Origin of the sequence: Phocaeicola faecicola (assembly GCF_013618865.1) — a bacterium.
GTDB lineage: Bacteria > Bacteroidota > Bacteroidia > Bacteroidales > Bacteroidaceae > Phocaeicola > Phocaeicola faecicola.
In genome coordinates this window covers 19,964-38,264 of record NZ_JABSOE010000004.1, presented here as the reverse complement: position 1 = coordinate 38,264, position 18,301 = coordinate 19,964, and the positions used below count along the sequence as shown (strand labels likewise).

Genomic DNA, 18,301 nt, shown 5'->3' with positions numbered 1-18,301 from the left:
GCTGTGAAGCTCGCTTGATTTAAATTGCTTTTATTCTCATGAAATCTATTTGTGAGACCGGGGTAAGAAAATCCTTAATTACATAAATATTTAAAATTAAAATTTAATAAATCTAGTATGTTTATTGCTTTAAAAACGCACATGCAGTGGAAAAAGAGAGGCATTAGCTTGATGCTGTTTGTCTTGCTTTCTATGACTGTAACATTTGCTCAAGTACTTGTTAAGGGTACGGTTATTGATGAAAGTGGCATGTCGGTTCCTGGTGCCAGCATTCAGGTGAAAGGAACGACACAGGGTACCATCACAGACTTTGATGGTAATTTCTCATTGCAGGTTCCAGACAAGAAATCGGTAATCGTGGTTTCTTTTATTGGTTATGCTACTGCGGAAATGAAGGTGGATGTTTCTAAACCGATGTCTATCGTATTGAAAGAAGATACGAAGGTGTTGGATGAAGTAGTGGTAGTCGGATATCAGGAAGTCCGCAAAAAGGACTTGACTGGAGCCGTGGCTAAAGCTGACATGAAAGAATTGTTGAATACTCCGGTGGGATCGTTCGACCAGACATTGGGAGGTCGTATTGCCGGTGTGAACGTTTCATCCAGTGAAGGTACTCCGGGTGGAACGATGAATATCGTTATCCGTGGTAACAACTCTCTGACCCAGGATAACTCTCCGCTTTATGTAATTGATGGTTTCCCGGTAGAGGATGCAGCGATTGCCAGCACCATTAACCCGGCAGATATTGAATCACTCGATATCTTGAAAGATGCGTCGGCTACGGCCATATACGGTGCCCGTGGTGCCAATGGTGTCGTAATCATTACTACGAAAAAAGGAAAGGTCGGAAAAGCTCAGCTGAGCTATGACGGCAGTGTGACCATGCAGCATGTGACACGTACCATCCCGATGATGGATGCGTATGAGTTCGTGAAGCTGCAGGCTGAAATGTATCCTACAGCCATGACTTCAGATACCGGCGGGTATTTGATGAATTATGATGGAAAGCAATGGACATTGGAAGATTATCGTGATATTCCGCAATACGACTGGCAGGATGAGATTTTCCGTACAGCCTTGCAGCACAGCCATAACTTGCGTCTGACAGGTGGTACTGAGGGAATCCGCTACAATGCGTCTTTGTCCTATTATAATCAGGACGGTGTGTTGCTGAACTCAGGTTACGAACGTTTGCAGAGCCGTATGAATACGGTGGTGCGCCGCGGACGTCTGAACATGAGCCTGACAGCCAACTACTCTCGTTCCATTCAGACTGGATCGACTCCTTCTGAAACTTCATACAGCGGTATGAACAACTTGTTCTATAGTGTTTGGGGTTATCGTCCGGTGACTTTCCCGAACAAATCGTTGAGCTCTTTGATGGACAATGCGATGGATGATGCAGTTGACGGAAGTAACGACTACCGTTTCAACCCGATCATGTCATTGAAGAATGAATATCGTAAGAATTATACCAACAACTTGCAGTTGAACGGTTTCGTAGAATATGAATTCATCAAGGGTCTGAAATTGAAGATTTCAGGCGGTTATACGTATGATGCCCGTAAGCGTGATGTATTCAACAACTCCAAGACCCGTTACGGTGGTCCTACTTCTACCGATAAGGTGAATGCGGAGGTAGTACGTAATGAACGTCTTACCTGGTTGAACGAAAATACGCTGACTTACCAGACCAATATCAAGAAGAAACATTTCTTCAATGCACTGGCCGGTATCACTTTCCAGAATTCGGATTATGAATATTATTCTTTCAAGACGACTCATATTCCTAACGAATCGTTGGGTATGGCGGGTATGTACGAAGGACAGGCCAATACTACCAGCTCTGCCAAGAGCTCATGGTCGATGATGTCTTACCTGGCACGTCTGAACTATAACTATAAGTCGAAGTATTATGCAACGGCTTCTTTCCGTGCCGACGGTTCTTCTAAGTTCAGCAAGGGCAACCGTTACGGTTATTTCCCTTCTGGTTCGTTGGCTTGGAACTTTACGGAAGAAGACTTCATGCAGCCGATTACCAAAGTGCTTTCTGCCGGTAAACTGCGTTTGAGCTGGGGTCTGACCGGTAACAACCGTATCGGTGAGTATGATTACTATGCCTTGCTTTCGGTATTGAAGGCTAAACAGGGAGACTATATCTCTAACGGAAGTATTCCGAGCGGTGTATATCCGATTGGCGGAGATAACACTACAGCGGGTGTGGTACCTATTTCTATCGTAAACGACAACTTGAGATGGGAGACTACCGAACAGTGGAACTTGGGTCTTGACCTGGGATTCTTCAATGACCGTGTGAACATTACTGCGGATATTTACCGTAAGACTACTCGCGACCTGCTGCTGGATGCTTCACTGCCGTTGAGCTCGGGATTCTACAGTGCTACCAAGAACATCGGTAAGGTTCGTAACGACGGTTTGGAATTGAGCTTGAGCACAGTCAATATCAAGACAAAGAACTTTACGTGGACAACCGACTTCAATATCTCATTCAACAAGAATAAGGTACTGGAACTGGCCGAGAACCAGACTTCATTGCTGACTTCGGCTACATTCGACAAGGATTATAACTCTCAGCCGAGTTATATCGCACGTGTAGGTTACCCGATGGGTATGATGTATGGTTATCTGTACGAAGGAACTTATAAGTATGAAGACTTCAACAAATCAGGAAACAGCTATACGCTGAAATCAAATGTACCGCATTATACTTCTGAGAACAATACTCAGCCGGGTATGCCGAAGTATAAGGATTTGAACGGTGACGGAGTCATCGACTCTAACGACCGTACAATCATCGGACGCGGACTTCCAATCCATACCGGTGGTTTCACCAATACTTTCGCATATAAGGGATTTGACCTGAGTGTGTTCTTCCAGTGGTCATACGGTAATGATATCCTGAATGCCAACCGTCTGTTCTTTGAAAGTTCCAACAACAAGTCGCGTGAGTTGAACCAGTATGCCAGCTATGCAGACCGCTGGACTCCGGAAAATCCGAACAGTGACATTCCGGCTGCGCTGATTTCTTCTTCTAACAAGGTGTTCTCTTCTCGCGTAGTGGAAGACGGATCGTTCTTGCGTCTGAAGACAGTGACACTGGGATATACTTTCCCGGTTACCAAGATTGCTAAGGCAAAACTGAGCAGTGCGAGAGTTTATATCGCTGCACAGAACTTGTGGACACTGACAAGTTATTCGGGATACGATCCGGAAGTATCTGTACGTAACAGTGCTTTGACTCCGGGATTGGATTATTCTTCTTATCCGAGAGCTTATTCGGTAAGTTTCGGTGTAAGCCTGGGATTCTGATCTGATTAACCAATATTCAACTAACTGACAATTATGAAAGCATTGAAATATACAATTTTATCTATTTTGCTCGGGGGTGCGGTAAGTTCTTGTAACTTCCTGGACAAGGAACCGGGCAAGCTGGTTATCGACAACTATTTTAATACTCCTGAGGAAGCTAATTCGTTCCTGACAGGAGTGTACGCGGCTTTGGGACAGTCTACCTTCTATGGTGCCGATTATTTGTACCTGGTGGGGGGTGATGACCTGGAACACTATGGAGGTACCAACCGTTCACCGAACTCAACCGGACTGATCTGTAACAACGCAACTTCGAGTGATGCGGCTGTAACGGGATTCTGGTATACGTTGTATTCGGGTATCAACCGTGCCAATATCTTCTTGGAAAATATTGACCGTGTATCGAAGATTGATGCGAAACTGAAGGCGCAGTATACGGCCGAGGCTCGTTTCTTGCGTGCGTTCTATTATTTTAACCTGGTTCAGTGCTGGGGAGATGTGCCTTTCCGTACTTCTTCGACCAGTGATGTCGTAGGATTGGATGCTCCTCGTGTAGACAAGCAGAAGATCTATGATTTCATTGTTTCGGAAATGGATGAGATTTCGAATGAGACAACCGGCGGACTGCTGACTGCGTCTGAATTGAATTATCAGCCGGGACGTATTTCGAAATCGGCTGCATGGGGTATTCTGGCTCGTGTATACTTGTTCCGTGCCGGAGAGTTCCATCGTGAGGGACGTGCTGCGAATGCGGATGAGACAAAGACTTATTACGAACAGGCTGCAAAGTATGCCAAGAAAGTGGTAGAACTTGGAAAGCATACCCTGGCAAAGGATTACTGGGATTTCTTTATCGACCTGTGTGCAGACCGTTACAATTCTACAGCTACCGAAAGTATCTGGGAAATTGAATTTGCCGGAAACAATACATCGGATGTGAAGGCAGAAGGACGTATCGGTAATATTATCGGTCTGGCTGCTCCTGACATGTCTTCCAAGAGTACGGTTACCGGATCGGCTGACCCTGGATTCGGCTATGAGTTCATTTTTGCAACTCCGAAGCTGTATAAGCTGTATGGTACGGACATCAATGCTCCGGAACTGGCTGATCCGGCTGATGAGGCTGCAAAGGCATTGCGTGAAAAAGATGCCCGTTATTACTGGAACATTGCTCCGTTCAAATATGTGGAAGACGGAGGTAAGAACACTGGTGTTACCGGTCGTGAGTTCTACGAACAGGCTGGACTGGATTATGTGCTGGCCAATGACAAGGGCCGTTCTTACAGCTATGGAAGCAAGGACGTGCTGACTACTGCCAAGCAGGTTGACTATGCGAGAGCTTGTTCGAAGTTCCGTCGTGAATATGAAGCCGACAAGAAAGACAAGAACAGTACTGCCATCAACTTCCCGGCTTTGCGCTACTCGGATGTGCTGCTGATGTTGGCCGAGGCTGAGAATGAAGTGAACAATGGTCCGACTGCAGATGCAGAAGCTGCCTTGTATGCAGTGCGTGAACGTGCCGGATTGAAGGAGGCTCTGCCGAAGATGTCAAAGGGACAGTTCCTGAAGGCAGTGAAGGACGAGCGTGCCCGTGAGTTGTGCTTCGAATATACTCGTCACTTCGATCTGATCCGTTGGGGAGAACTGGTTTCCAGCATGAATCCGTTGGCTGAGGAGGCTACAAACGGTGTGAACAGTGGCTGGAAGCAGGGACCTGTCAATGTGCACAACTATTTCCGTATTTCGGAAGCTTATAACTATTTCCCGATTCCTGAAGCTGAAATGGCTGTAAACAAGGCCATCACACAGAACAACCCGGGATGGTAAAAAACGTATTGTATCACTTTAATGTACTAAGTCAATGAAATTATATAAATTATTTTCTCTGGGCTTGCTGGCCGTAGGATTGAGCGCATGCGACAAGGCACTGGAACAGGGGTTGGACGATGCGGATATCTTCGTGGAACTGAATGACCAGGTGGTTTCTGACGGACAGATTATTACGGTTTCCAAGAATACTCCGATCCGGTTTAATATCAATGGTAATCCGGATTATGTGACTTTCTTTAGCGGTGAGACCGGACACCGGTATGTATATCGTAACCGTACGCTGATTGATATGGAACAGATTGAGTCTTCTGAACTTTCGTTCTCGGTATTGGCAGAGTATGGTAACCCGGCCGGAATTTTCCATTTCTATTATTCCGATGAGTTTACCGGATTGTATAAAGATAACTTCAAGGCCGACTCATTGCTGGTGGAGGAAAGCAACTGGACGGACATGGTGCCTCTTGAGGAGCTGCCTCAGAAGTCGGGAGGTACGGCTTCCTTTACCATCGACATGAAGCCTCATTTCGGCAAGAACCTGACACTGGCTGTCCGTTATGAAGGTATAGACAGAACCGCAACTCAGTCGCGTATCACATTCAACGATATGAAAATCACCAATAAGATGAAGAATGGTGAGACTGTGACAGTGGGAGCAGATGAATTCGGGTTTACACCTATCAACATGAGTTATGCCGACCGTACCAAGGCACAGATTGATGACCTGCCGGCTGATTTGAAGGCTAAGGCACAGGAGAACCTGGATGTGCTGCAGTATGCTACCGTAAACAACGGTGCTTCGGGGTTGTGGCGTATGGATCAGGTGGCCAACTATAAGTTGTGGATCAACAGTGCTTCAGCCGACAAGTCGAAGACATACAGCTGGCTGGTTTCTGATTATCTGGTAGTGAACTCTTGTGAACCGGATGCCGGAGTCAGTGTGAAGAACATGGCTACCATGGTAGATTATTACGAACATACCTACACTCAGGTAGGAACTTATACTGCTACTTTCGTGCTGACCAACGGTAATTTCCAGCATGAAGAGGCTAAAGTATGCAACATCATTATTAACGTTAAATAATTTAATACCCGAATAATCGTATGAAAAAATTAAAGTCTTTATTGCCTTTCTTGCTGATGCTGTTTGCGTTGGTAGGATGTAAAACGGATGATCTGGAAAAGGATATTGATAATCTGAAGGATCGTGTTGCCAATCTGGAAGCACAGGTAAGTCTTCTTAACGAAAACCTGAATGCTATCCGTGTGATTCTGGATGCTTCTACCACCATCTTGGAATATTCGGTGGACGAACAGGGTAATTATACGTTGAAACTGAGTAATGGAGAAACTATCTCATTGAACCAGGGTAGTGAAGGTCAGATTGTCATGCCTGAGATTTCCATCAATGAGAAAGGTGAATGGGTATTGAATGGTCAGGTTATCGGTCAGGCAACCGGTAGTCAGGGTATGACTCCGAAGTTTAACATCAGTGCCGACAAGTATTGGCAGGTGAGCTACGACGATGGAGCTACTTATGAGTATGTATTGGATGCATCGGGTAACCGCGTTCCGGCTACTACCGACGGTAATGTAAATGTATCGGATGCATTCTTTAAGGATGTACAGGTAGAAGGAGACATGCTGGTAGTGACACTTCACGACGGGCAGAAATATTCTTTGCCTATCGTAGCCGATCTGGTTGCTGAAATTGTTGATCCGACAGAAGGATACAGCAATGATGTATGGACTTTGGGTTACAATACCGTTGCTACTACAGAAGTGAAGATTACCGGAGAAAACTATTTTGTAACAGTTCCTGCCGGAGGCTGGTCTGCTTCTTTGAGCGAGGTGAAAGACGGTAAGGCTGTGCTGACGGTGACTGCTCCTGCAATGGCTGCAGCAAGTCGTGCTACTGCCGACAACTCTACTGAACTGGTACTGCAGGTGAATAAAGGTGTGAACTGGGCGATTGATAAGATCAAGGTACAGGCCAAGAATGTAGTGGCAAGCTATAAGTCACTGTACGATGCGGGTCAGGTATTGACTATCGGCGGACAGGAAATCAGCAAGGAGAAATTTGGTGAAGCTACTTTGGTAGACAAGGCTGATTTTGAATTCAAAGATAATGGTGTTTACTTCATCGATCCGTCTGTGACTGTAAACTGGACTTCAACTGTGAACTTCAATACATTGGTATTGATCGGTAACAATTCTTCTGTAAAGAGTAAGATTGCTGCCAGCAAGCAGATGAAGGTTTCGGATGCGGATGACAACAATGGATTCCTCTTCTGTGCTAACCTGGAAATTGATGCAACTAATGTAACGGGTGACAAGGGTACTACATATTTGCTTGCACAGAACGGTAATTCGGCTTATAAGTTTGCGAAGTTCTATGATTGTGACTTTACAATTCCTTCTGCTCAGCCGTTGACTTACATTTCTACATCTTCCAGAAGTTTTGCAGAACTGTGCTTTGAAAACTGTGCGTTCGGTTTGCCGGCAGGTACACAGCAGCAGTATCTGATCAGTCTGGGTTCCAGCACTGCAATTTACCAGAAGATGGTATTTAAGAACAATGTATTCTACAGCAAGACTGCTTCTCAGCTGCTGACTAAGTTCAAACTCTTCAACGGTACAAAGGCTGGTATTACCAACTTCGTATTGGAACACAATACATTTGTAAACGTTGCCAGTGAAACAAGCTTTATGGTATACGCCAACACGCTGTCGGATGCAGTTGTTCAGTACAACCTCTTCTACTTCGATGCGGATCTGGCTGCCAATGGAGGTATCTTCCGTCTGCTCGATAGTCAGAAACCGTCGGGATCAGTTTGTGACAAGAACATTGTATACCGTACTGATGCCAACAACTGGCAGGCATTCTATGGTGGTATTAAGAACGGATTCGACGGTGCTCAGGAAATAGAACGGATCAGTGCCAATCCGTTTGAAGGTGGTACATTCGACTTGGCTTCCGGTGCTTTCGTTCCGAATGCAACTTATGCTGAATACGGTGCAAAATTTGAATAAACACCTTGGACTATGAAGAAACTGATATATTTATTTTTAGGTATATTTTCTCTTATCGCACTTCATTCGTGCGATAAGAGAGACGATATCCGCAAGGATATTGATGACTTGAACGCTCGTCTGGACCAGCTCGAAAAGATGCTGCCGCAGATGAACGAGGAAATCGCGGATTTCCAGGGTATGTTGAACAATACGATTCTCATCATGGGTTACCAAATGGCTGAGAACGGAGATTATACAGTGGAACTGAGCAACGGTAACTCGTTTACGGTGCACAGCGGACGCCCTGCCGAAGAATTGCCGCTTCTGTCTATCGGGGAAGACGGATGGTATTATTCGAAGGACGGTGAGATGTATCCGCTGCTCGGACCGGACGGTGAGCAGGCTCCTGCGCTCGGTGAAGAGGGAGTGACTCCTACCATGCAGGTGAATGAACAGGGTATGTGGGAATACTCTCTGGACGGTGGCAAGACTTGGATTGGCAACATCGGTCCTGCCGATCCGGGCAAAGGAAGTGCCGGTGTCTCTATCTTTACCGGTGTAAAGGTGGCTGAGGACGGATCTTCACTGACGTTTACATGGATGAACGGCGAGGAGGAAATGAGCAAGGAAATCTCTCTGTACGGTGGTCTGGAACTGAAAGTGGAATATGGAGAAGGTCCTGTAGCGTTCTTCCTGAGTGAAAAGAAAGAATTTGCGGTCGCACAGAAGGGTGTAGACCAGGTGGTGATTGAAACTAATACCTGGGGTGTACGTCTGGAAGAGGAGAAGCTGATTGTTACGGCTCCTTCACGCAATGTTCAGGGTAAGGAATATGAAGATCATATTATTCTGAAGATATTCTCTAAGGAAGGATATTGCCGCGTTGTGCAAGTACCTGTAAAATTATTAACAACAACTAGTGATGAAAATTCTGCCATTGCATGGCAGAATTTTTTGCTTCATAACGAAAAAAACGTGCTCCTGGACTATTCTTATGCTGGATATAATCATGGGGAAAGTGTCCTGGCGGATGGCTTTGCTTTAGGGTATAAGGTGATCAATGTAAAGGAACGTATGGAGCAGGATAAACTGACTGCCCGTGAGGCCTTGATCAAGATTCTGGATGAGAACAAGCTGGTAAGGGTCAGTAGTTCGAGCGCAACTAATGCGAATGCACGTATCGTGATTTATTTCCCTGCCGGTGATTATGACCTGCAGCCGGAGGGAATGTCCGACAAGTTTCCTGAAATTTACGGAGGTAATTTTGTAATCAAAGGTGAAGGTGCGGCCTCCCGCCTGATCATGAATCATACGATCGGTACCAGCGAGTCTACGGCGGCTCCTCTGCTGACAATCAAGCATACAAACAGCCCGACGAATATCTCCAATTCCAAGCAGCTGGCTACGGTTACCGAGAATGCTCCTAAGGGCAGTTTCAGTGTCAAGGTTTCTTCTACCAGTGGTCTGTATGCCGGAAAATGGGTACAGCTCCGTTTGCGCAGCAGCAACGACGCATTGCTGAAGGAGGAACTCGGTCCGTTGTATGCACAGAAAAAGAGTACCTGGTCGGTGGCACAGCAGCCGGGACTGTCTGGAAGCAATGAAGACGGCAAGGGTATTAATGTGATGGAATTCCACCAGATTAAGGAGGTCAGCGGCAATACGTTGACATTCCATGAACCGATCATGCATGAGGTGAATACGGCCTACAATGACTATGACGGAGGCTGGATCATCCGCGATTATAAATATTTTGAGAATGTGGGAGTAGAGGACCTGACTTTCGTGGGACAGGCGATCGTTCCTTATTATCACCACGGTGAAGGTATGGATGAATCGAAAGCCTGGTTGTATGACAGCGGTTATATGCCGTTGCAGATGGCCCGTGTGGTCAATTCGTGGGTACGTAATGTGACATTCGAAAGTGTAAGTGAGGCGGTGACTTTTGGGGAGTCGGCCAACTGTTCGGCTTACAACATTACCATAAAGGGTAACCGCGGTCATTCGGCAGTCCGTGCACAGGGCTCCAGCCGTGTATTTATCGGCAAGGTCATGGATGAAAGTTCCGACAGCCGCGGTCACGGTCAGTGGCATGGCTGCGGGGTATCAAAGCCGAGTATGGGTACGGTGGTATGGAACTGTACATGGGGACAGGATGCTTGTTTTGAATCTCATGCTACTCAGCCTCGTGCCACTTTGTTTGATAACTGCCGCGGTGGACTGGTTCGCTATCATTCGGGAGGTGCAGAAACAGAGGCACCCAATCACCTGGGAGACCTGACGCTCTGGAACCTGAATGTAACGGGTACGGTGGATGAGAAAGGACAGAATTGGGCTACTGACTTCAGGTGGTGGGATGCATCCAACATCTGGTGGAAGATTTGTCCGCCGGTATTGGTGGGTGTACATGGACAGCAGGTTTCTTTCGCTCAGGAAGAAGGACAGTTCTCTTACGAAGAGAGCACAGGTACCAAGGTATCGCCTGAGTCACTGTACGAGGCTCAGCTCCGGAAACGTCTGGGATATGTGCCTGCCTGGTTGAATGCGCTTAAGTAAAAATTATGGATAGGACTGCTGCAGTGCATGGTTTTCTGTGTGCTGCAGCAGTCTTTTGTTTTTATCAGAAGAATGTATGTGTAAGAGATTTTATCTGGGATGTCTGATGGGCCTTTTCCTGCTCATGGGAGGCACATCGTGCACCGAAAAAGAAGATTTGAATACGGATCCGGGAACGGGAGAGGTGATTGCCGTTGATCAGTGTATAGCAGATTATAATGCCAACATTGAGGTATATCAGCAGTTGGCCGCCGGAAAGTCGAGTATGATAGACTGTCTGCAGGAAGGAGAGAAATACCGTCTGGTCCTGTCCGACCGGTCGTCAGTAACCGCATATGCTGCAGCGGAAGCCCCGGCGGATATACCGGTGTTTGGTATCGATGCTCAGGGATATTGGATTTATTCACTGGAAGGAGAGCGGGAAACGCTGACCGACCTGAAGGGTGAACCGGTTGCTGCTTTGCCGAAAACGGGCAAGGGAGTGATGACTCCCCAGCTGAAACTGTCGGAAGAGGCTTTCTGGATGGTTTCGTTCAATGGACTGCAGTGGAAACCGTTGTCGAAGGCTCCGGTTACCGACCTGAACGGAAAGCGTGCAGCGGATTTTGCTTTTTACCGGAACATTGAACTGAACACGGTGACCGGAGAAATCAATTTGCATCCGCAGTTGGGAGAGTATGCGGTACAAGGCATTTCGGAATACATGAATACCACCCTGGCATGGAGAAAATATGTGATGCAGGCCGAAGATAATGTGTTGCTGGATTTTTCGTATGCGGGTTACAAACATGGAGAAGTAGCTCCTCCCGAGGCGGCTTCCTTAGGTTATAAGGTGATTGATATGCAGGAGGAGATGAACCGCAGAAAGTTGTCGGCAAGGGAAACCTTGATTCAGGTGCTGCAGGAGAATAAACTGAACAGGGATCCGGTTACCGGAAAGAATCAGGGAAATCCGAATGCCAAAATCGTCATTTATTTCCCGGCAGGAGATTATGTCTTGCACGATGATTCCGACAATACCCTGGTAGAAGGCAGCAGTAATACGGACTTGGACTCCAAGGGAAACAATACCAGTTCGTCTATCTTTATCCATGGAGGTAATTTGGTCATCCGGGGAGACGGCAGGGGAAAGACAAGGCTGATTATGGCTACTCCGAATCTGCCGACCAATCCGAATGTGATGTATTCTTCTCCGGACATGCTGTCCATCAAGCACAATTCGGAAATCTCCAAGTTGTGTGATGTGGTGTCCGACGCAGAGAAAGGAAGCTTCAGCGTGGAGGTTTCGGCTCCTGAACTGATTCAGGTGGGCGACTGGGTGTGCCTGCACCTGAAAAACAACAATGCCGAACTGGTGGCACAGGAGTTGAAGCCGTATGCCTGGGAGAGTACTATGGGAAACATTGCCAAAGAGGGGGTACAGGTGCGCGACTTTCACCAGGTAGTGGCGAAGAAGGGAAATACCCTTGTGTTCAAGGAACCTATCATGCACGAAGTGGAGAAAAAATGGGGATGGGAGATCTGTAAATACCCTCATTATGAGAATGTAGGTGTGGAAGATTTGACCTTTGTAGGATATGCTAAACCGGATTTCAGGCATCATGGCAACTGGCGGGATGATGGGGCATACAAACCGATTTCGATGTCACGGCTCACGAATTCTTGGATACGGCGGGTGGATTTTGAGAGTGTAAGCGAGGCGCTTTCCATCATAAGTTCGGCCAATGTTTCGGCATATGATGTGAATATTACAGGAAACAGGGGACACGCTGCCATGCGTTCTGCCGGTTCTTCACGGGTATTTATCGGGGCGGTTACCGACCGTACTCAGGGCCCGCTGGTATCCAACCCTGGCCGGATTGATCCGGAAGCGGGGCAGTATCATGCGTGTGGAGTTTCCAAGCAGAGCATGGGGGCCGTTATCTGGAATGTGAAATGGGGACTGGATGCTTGTTTTGAAGCGCATGCTACGCAGCCGCGGGCTACCTTGATTGACCGGTGCAGCGGAGGATTTCATCAGTCCCGTCAGGGAGGAGATGCCGACCAGGTTCCCAATCATCTGAACGACCTGGTTATCTGGAACATGCATACGGAGCGGGAGCCTGAAATCGCCAGCAACGGAAACAGACCGGCCAACGGAGAATATGACTGGTGGAGGTCGGGATGGAAATACTGGAAAATCCTGCCACCGGTGATTGTGGGCTACCACGGCGAACCGGTTCGTTTTGTACAGGAGCAGGTCCGTCTGGATGAGAGTCACGGAACCAAGGTAGAGCCGGAATCGTTGTACGAGGCACAGTTGAAGTTGAGGCTGGGTTACGTTCCGGCCTGGCTGAATGAACTGAAGTAAACCGGCAGAACGAGTTGAATATAATAGAAGGAGGGAAATACCTGCAGTGTAGAGAGGGCTGCAGGTATTTTCATGTAAAAGGACCTTGTCATTGTTCCAAGTGGAGATTGACAAGGTCCTTTTTTTGTATACCGGGTAAAAATTTCAATTTATAAATCGGAATATCTGTCTGAAAATCAATATGATAAGAATTGTGCCTTATTTTTTTGAAGATTTTGCCGATTTTTTTTGATTTGGCATAGGGGGATTTCATACCGGCTGCGTTATAGGAGTGAATTACTTAAATAGAAAACGAGAGAATTTTTAATTATTTACCTAAAAAACAGAACTGTATGAAATTCAGATTTATTGTATTATCTTTGTGTGTAGTGTTTGGCTTGAATGTAGTAAAGGCACAGAATTCAGGAAAACAGGAAGTATGTTCCGACAACCGTTATGAAATCCGTTTCTCGGTAAGTGACGGACTTACGTTGGGAATTTCCAGTGTACTGGGCGTCGGACTGGCTGATGCAATTCTAGGCAATAAGAGAGTCGATGAGCGTGCCTCCCTGGTATATGGAGTAGGTTATCGTTATGCCTTGAACCGTTTTCGTGTGGGTGGTGATTTTGCCTTTGCTACTGTAGAAAGCAAATTGCAGCCCAATGGAAGTGAGTCGCCTGCAGTAAAAGAACGTGAGTTGAACTTCATGGTGTTGCCGGCTGCCGATTTTGTCTATTACAAGCGGGGACTGCTGGAACTTTATGGCTCAGCTTCTGCCGGAGTTAACCTGTTGCGTCATTCAGAAAAAGGACTGACCGAAGAAGGCAAGTCCCTTGCACGCAAGAAAGCCGATCTGTCATGTGCTTTTGCCTATCAGGTCAATCCGATAGCTGTGCGTGTAGGAAACAACTGCATAGGAGGTTTTGTAGAAGTAGGACTGGGCTATAAAGGCTATCTTACTGCTGGTTTGAGCTTGAAGTTTTAACGTATATCCCGCAGAGGGAGAGACTTTCCGATTTATTTAGTATTGAAGACAATCATGATGACAAGCAGGAAAGACAAATTTGAATCCAGGTTCCGTGAACATTATTCCAGACTCTGCCACCTGGCTTATGGCTATGTGGCAGACAGGGATGAGTGTGAGGATCTGGTGCAGGAGGTGTTTATCAGTGTCTGGAACAGTGGGAAAGACAGTCTGCCGGAGGATGAGTTTGCTGCCTATGTCACGACTGCGTTGCGCAACCGATGCATTTCTTTTCTCCGGAAAAAATGCAATGCGGCGGTTTCTTTCGAGGATTTGTCCGTATTGCCTGCGGTGGAGGATGACGTTTCCGATCATGAAGGGGAGCAACGGTCTATGACGGATTTCCTGCAGGAGGTCTTGTCTGTGCTGCCTCCCAAATGCCGGGAAGTCTTCCTGCTTGCTAAACAGCAGGACATGAAATACCGGGAAATTGCCCAGGCGCTGGACATCTCGGAAAAAACGGTCGAGAATCAGATGACCAAGGCCATCCGCCTCTTGAGGCAGTATGTAAAGGAAAACCCCTATCTTTGGTTGTGTATAGGTTGGATATGTTCAATGATTGCTAATATCACATGGAAATGAGGAAGGAAGATTTGATAGATGAATTGTTGGCCCGCCATTTTGCAGGTGAATCAGTAGGAATGGAAGAGGAGAGGATACTCCAGGAATGGATAGCTTCTCATGAGGAGGAGTACCGGCGTATGAAGGCACTGATTCAGACTCCTTTGGCACCCGAACGGGACTTTGATGCTTCGCAGGCCTGGAAGAGGCTCGAACCCAGACTGGAAAAGAGAGGTGTTCGGTCCATGAAGTTTCGCCCCTATGTGTACGGGATTGCCGCAGTGCTGGTTTCTTTGCTGGTAATGGCACCCTTCTTTCTGTGGAAAGGACAGCAATCTGAGGAACTGTTGAAATATGCCAACAATGGCAGCGTGGAACAGCGTATCTGGTTGCCCGACAGTTCAGAGGTGGTATTGTTTCCGGGAGCCTCATTGGCTTATCAGTCGCCGGAGTCGTCTGGAAAGCGGAAGACAGACCTGAAAGGCAAGGCATTTTTCAGTGTACGCCGCATCCCGGAGCAGCCCTTTGTCGTGAAGAGTGGCCGGTTGGAAGTGGAGGTACTGGGAACGTCCTTCCTGGTGGATGCGCTGCACGAGAACCGTTCCGGAGTCTACGTAGAGACAGGGAAGGTAAGGGTTTCTCTGGACGACCAGCAAGTGGTGTTGAAAGAAAATGAGCGGGTGGAATGTGACGGCCTGAGCATGAACAAAGCTACCATCACTCGTCCGTCCGACGTCTTTGCCAATCGTGGCCGGATATTGTATTTCAGTCAGACGCCTTTGCTGGAAGCCGTACAGCTGATTGAATCGCGTGAGGGAATTGAAATCCGGGTGGCAGAAGGACTGGAGTCGAATCAGATTACTTCCCGCATGGAGCTCGGCCGGCCCGAGGAAATACTTTCGGAACTGGCTTTCTTATGCCGCTGTCAATGGCAGACGGTTATCCCCGGGAAAAAATATATGCTTACTTTGTCGTCTGAAAAATGAGGTTTCTCTGGATGAAAATAATATTATGCAGTTTCCTGTGTCTGGATATGCTCCAGGCACAGGAAACTGTGTCGTATGGGCGGATGGCAGACTGTGAGCTTACGGTGCAGTCCCGGAAACAGCCGTTGATGGCCTGGTTTGAGTGGATTGAAAAGGAAGCAGGCATCCGACTGGCGTATAATCCTGCTCAGATAGCGCTTTCCCGTGAAGTGGAAGTCCGGTCGGCCGGAACGGTTACGGTCGGTGAGCTCCTGAAGCAGTTGCTGAGTGGCTATCGTTTTCAGACCATGGAAGTTCCTTCCCGTAAATTGCTGATCCAGGTTCTTCCTCCCGAGGAATATGAACTGTCGGGGATGGTACGGGAAGAAGAAAGTGGTGAGAAACTGTATGGGGCTGTTCTGTGGCTGGAAGGAGCCGATGGAAAGACGTATTCTGCCGTGACCTCTGAGAACGGTTTTTACCGGCTGGCCTTGCCACAGGGAAAATACCATCTGAAGGTCTCGTATATGGGATACCGGACCCATGAATCGGAGGTATATGTGCATGCCAACCGGTGGACGGATGTCCGCCTGAAACCGCAGTGGTATGAGTTGGGCGAGGTGACCGTGCGTCCGTTGCGGCAACTGGAGGAAATGGGGGAGTGTACACCCTCCAATTCCTTGTCGTTCAGCAGCAGCAACCTGTTCTCACAAATATGGGTGCTGCCTGGGGTAATCGGTGGGGTAGCCGGGGGAAATTTTCAGGTTGATGGCGGAAACGAAGATGAAAACCTGATTCTGCTGGATGGGGTACCGGTTTACCATCCTGGTCATATCAACTCGGCTTTGCCCGTATTCAACGGGGATGCAGTGAAGCGTGTGACCTTTCACAAAGGCTTCTTTCCGACCCGTTTTGAGGGAAGGATTTCTTCCGTTACCGAGGTGGCGCTGAAAGATGGAAACAAACAGGAGTTCCGGCATACGGTTTCGATGGATATGCCGGCGGTGTCTGCGTTTATAGAAGGACCTCTGATCAAGAACAAACTGTCGTATGCCATTGGGGGAAGACGGAGCTGGATGGATCTTTTCGACGAACTGCTTTCGCAGGAGTTCCGCATGAACCATTCTTTTTATGATTTCAACCTGAAACTCTCATATGATTTTTCTCCAAAGAGTTCGTTGGATTTTCTGATGTACCGGGCACGCGATGAGTTTCATATTCCGACCGATGATGACCCTGAGACACCCATCCTGAAATGGAACAGCCAGATTTATCAGTTGCGGTTACGGACCAATTGGAGAAAGATGGAAAATACAACGGCTGTTTCCTGGACAGACCGTACCGACTGGGCAGATGGCTCTTACCTGGGACTGGATCTGGAAACGGCTATCGTGAATCGGGTAAGCACATGGAACGTCTCATCCGAATTCTATTTCCATGCAGATGAGATGTACGAGGCGCGCTGGGGGGTACGTGCGTCTCTTGAAAAATTCCGTTTGCCTTCGTTCGGTTCCGGCACGGAGGAGGAGCGGGACGAATGGATCGGGCAGTACTCCCTGTTCTATGAGAACCAGCTTCGTCTGACTTCCCGTTTTTTCCTGCGCATCGGTATCAATGGAGTGGGATATGATCCCCGGAACAGCAAAAACTATTTCAGTATACAGCCCCGTTTGTCCTTGAAATATACTTTGGGAGAAAAGGATTTGATTTATGCCGACTTCTCGCGGATGGAACAGTTCTATCATACGGTCCGTCTGGACAATACGGCTTTGCCGACCGATTTCCGTATGCCAAGTATTGACGGGTATCGGCCCCGTACTTCCGAACACTATGAGATGGGCTGGAAGCATTTGGGAGAGAGTGGGCAACTGGAATGTGCTGTGTACTACAAGACCCGGAGGAATGTGGTGGCGCTGAAACCTGAAGTATATCCTTCGGACAACCGCTGGGAGGAGTATGTGATGGTTGGTGATGGAGAGAGTTATGGGGTCAGACTGTACGGTTACCGGAACTGGCCGCACTGGATGCTTCAGGCATCCTATGCCTATGGAAGAAGTCGGGAATGGTTCCCGAATTTGAAAGAACGGGGGAAAATGCCTTCGCTGTACGATATTCCTCATTCGCTGACCCTGGCTTTGTCTTATAAGTATAATGAGGTATCTTCCTGGTCGCTTGGAGGTATCTGCCGGTCGGGACGGGTCAGAAATACCGATGCTCCCGATTTTGAATCCCTTCCTTCCGAAACATTCCGTACGGAGAGGATGCCTTTCTCTTATCGTCTGGATGCCAGTTATTCTTTCCGGAAGTCATTTGGCGGGAAACTCTTTCTTTTCCGCCTGGGCTTGTATAATATCGTAGGAAATCCGACCGAAGAAGACGTCATTAATTTTTATTCCATCTATCTGGACCGTCATTGCCTTCCGTATGGCAGCTTCAGTTTAAGATTTTAAACGTACTCATTGTCTTGTCTGATTAGTGATTTTACCGTATTCTTTTTTACAAAATATCCGGTAATAAGATGCCGGACCTTTATTTTATTTCATAAACTCCTTATCTTTAAATTGGATGACTGATGTGGTTTTATTAATCAGCGACGCTGATTAATAAAACTGAGGTGCTGAGCCGATGATTTCCGTTGCTGACTGATGTTGCCTTCTTTGTTTTTCTCTTTTTATTTATTGGTCGGTTGACAT

General features: G+C 47.4%; 10 protein-coding genes. All 10 read left to right on the top strand.

Features of this window, described 5'->3' with window-relative positions; translation table 11 throughout:
• The first annotated feature begins 171 nt into the window (after window positions 1–171).
• The 10 genes from H3001_RS01980 (at window position 172) to H3001_RS01935 (ending at window position 18,058) form a co-directional block, all read left to right on the top strand.
• Window positions 172–3,330, top strand: a complete 3,159-nt coding sequence (locus H3001_RS01980) for a SusC/RagA family TonB-linked outer membrane protein (RefSeq protein WP_394367782.1) — start codon at window positions 172–174, stop codon at window positions 3,328–3,330.
• A gap of 33 nt (window positions 3,331–3,363) precedes the next feature.
• Entirely contained in the window at window positions 3,364–5,157 is a 1,794-nt protein-coding gene (locus H3001_RS01975; RefSeq protein WP_178245167.1) for a RagB/SusD family nutrient uptake outer membrane protein, read from the top strand.
• 34 nt (window positions 5,158–5,191) lie between these two features.
• Entirely contained in the window at window positions 5,192–6,241 is a 1,050-nt protein-coding gene (locus H3001_RS01970) for a DUF5017 domain-containing protein (protein ID WP_178245169.1), read from the top strand.
• Between the two features lie 20 nt (window positions 6,242–6,261).
• Window positions 6,262–8,190, top strand: coding sequence for a PL29 family lyase N-terminal domain-containing protein (locus tag H3001_RS01965; protein ID WP_181213953.1), 1,929 nt, complete (start codon window positions 6,262–6,264; stop codon window positions 8,188–8,190).
• A 12-nt stretch (window positions 8,191–8,202) separates the two neighbouring features.
• Window positions 8,203–10,728: a DUF4955 domain-containing protein gene (locus tag H3001_RS01960; RefSeq protein WP_181213952.1), complete on the top strand. Its 2,526-nt coding sequence runs from the start codon at window positions 8,203–8,205 to the stop codon at window positions 10,726–10,728.
• 76 nt (window positions 10,729–10,804) lie between these two features.
• Window positions 10,805–13,078, top strand: coding sequence for a DUF4955 domain-containing protein (locus tag H3001_RS01955; protein ID WP_181213951.1), 2,274 nt, complete (start codon window positions 10,805–10,807; stop codon window positions 13,076–13,078).
• 332 nt (window positions 13,079–13,410) lie between these two features.
• Window positions 13,411–14,043, top strand: coding sequence for a hypothetical protein (locus H3001_RS01950; protein WP_181213950.1), 633 nt, complete (start codon window positions 13,411–13,413; stop codon window positions 14,041–14,043).
• A gap of 54 nt (window positions 14,044–14,097) precedes the next feature.
• Window positions 14,098–14,664 (top strand): RNA polymerase sigma factor, encoded by a 567-nt coding sequence (locus H3001_RS01945; RefSeq protein ID WP_181213949.1) that lies wholly within the window; start codon window positions 14,098–14,100, stop codon window positions 14,662–14,664.
• Window positions 14,661–15,629: a FecR family protein gene (locus tag H3001_RS01940; RefSeq protein WP_178245181.1), complete on the top strand. Its 969-nt coding sequence runs from the start codon at window positions 14,661–14,663 to the stop codon at window positions 15,627–15,629. The genes H3001_RS01945 and H3001_RS01940 overlap by 4 nt, the downstream gene beginning before the upstream one ends.
• 11 nt (window positions 15,630–15,640) lie before the next feature.
• Window positions 15,641–18,058: a TonB-dependent receptor gene (locus H3001_RS01935; protein ID WP_181213948.1), complete on the top strand. Its 2,418-nt coding sequence runs from the start codon at window positions 15,641–15,643 to the stop codon at window positions 18,056–18,058.
• Window positions 18,059–18,301: the final 243 nt, after the last annotated feature.

Coding starts and splice junctions, on each gene's coding strand:
- H3001_RS01965 (WP_181213953.1), top strand. CDS start 6,262: ATGAAAAAATTAAAGTCTTTATTGCCTTTCTTGCTGATGCTGTTTGCG.
- H3001_RS01950 (WP_181213950.1), top strand. CDS start 13,411: ATGAAATTCAGATTTATTGTATTATCTTTGTGTGTAGTGTTTGGCTTG.
- H3001_RS01970 (WP_178245169.1), top strand. CDS start 5,192: ATGAAATTATATAAATTATTTTCTCTGGGCTTGCTGGCCGTAGGATTG.
- H3001_RS01980 (WP_394367782.1), top strand. CDS start 172: ATGCTGTTTGTCTTGCTTTCTATGACTGTAACATTTGCTCAAGTACTT.
- H3001_RS01945 (WP_181213949.1), top strand. CDS start 14,098: ATGATGACAAGCAGGAAAGACAAATTTGAATCCAGGTTCCGTGAACAT.
- H3001_RS01940 (WP_178245181.1), top strand. CDS start 14,661: ATGAGGAAGGAAGATTTGATAGATGAATTGTTGGCCCGCCATTTTGCA.
- H3001_RS01960 (WP_181213952.1), top strand. CDS start 8,203: ATGAAGAAACTGATATATTTATTTTTAGGTATATTTTCTCTTATCGCA.
- H3001_RS01955 (WP_181213951.1), top strand. CDS start 10,805: ATGTGTAAGAGATTTTATCTGGGATGTCTGATGGGCCTTTTCCTGCTC.
- H3001_RS01975 (WP_178245167.1), top strand. CDS start 3,364: ATGAAAGCATTGAAATATACAATTTTATCTATTTTGCTCGGGGGTGCG.
- H3001_RS01935 (WP_181213948.1), top strand. CDS start 15,641: ATGAAAATAATATTATGCAGTTTCCTGTGTCTGGATATGCTCCAGGCA.